The organism is Vibrio sp. 1727 (assembly GCF_033344415.1).
GTDB lineage: Bacteria > Pseudomonadota > Gammaproteobacteria > Enterobacterales > Vibrionaceae > Vibrio > Vibrio alginolyticus.
Genome location: NZ_JAWPOT010000318.1, coordinates 1 through 668 on the forward strand (window position 1 = coordinate 1; position 668 = coordinate 668).

Sequence of the window (668 nt, forward strand, 5' to 3'; positions counted from 1 at the left end):
TACTTTCGTTTCCAAAACGCACTTAAGCAGCTTATTACTGATTCGCCTTATCCAGTGCTGGTGCTAGATGCCAGCCATGGACAAATCCTACTTTCGAATCAAGCAGCGATGCAGTTGCTTGGCATTCGATCTCTGGGTACAGGCTTTTTGTACCCAGCCTTGTTTGAGCTTCACAAACTTTCTTCGTTGCTAGATAGTTTTTCCAGTCGCTATTTCCGTCACCAAGTCTTTGATTGGCGTTTATCTGAAAACGAATCTATTAAGGTTGAATTGTCCGGCCGAAAGAGTTTGCTACGTGGTCATCGTGTTTGGATCATGTACGCGCAACCTTATCAAGTCACTTTACAAGAGCAGCAGCAAGAGTTGGCGCAGTTAGAGATGGCTCGCTCAGCGCTAGATTCGCTGTCCGAGTTGATCTGCTTGCAAGATTGCCAAGGTAACTTATTGACGACGAATCGTGCCTTTGACCAGTTTTGGGAGGGGCGACGAGAAGAAGCCATCACTGCAACGGCGAGCCGAGTCGCTACCCGTAAAAGTGAACGCAAATGGACGACGGACACGCAAGGTCGCAGCTGCTTGCTTGAAGTGAATTTAAGCTCGTTAGTATCGCCAAGTGGTGAGCTACTCGGAACGTTGTCTATTAGTCACGATGTGACGGAATGGCATAA

Annotated in this window: 1 protein-coding gene; it reads left to right on the forward strand. The window is 47.6% G+C overall.

What is annotated here, in order from left to right; all coding sequences use genetic code 11:
• The coding region (locus R8O10_RS25480) for a PAS domain-containing protein (protein WP_318191992.1) at positions 1-668 on the forward strand (668 nt) is incomplete at both ends.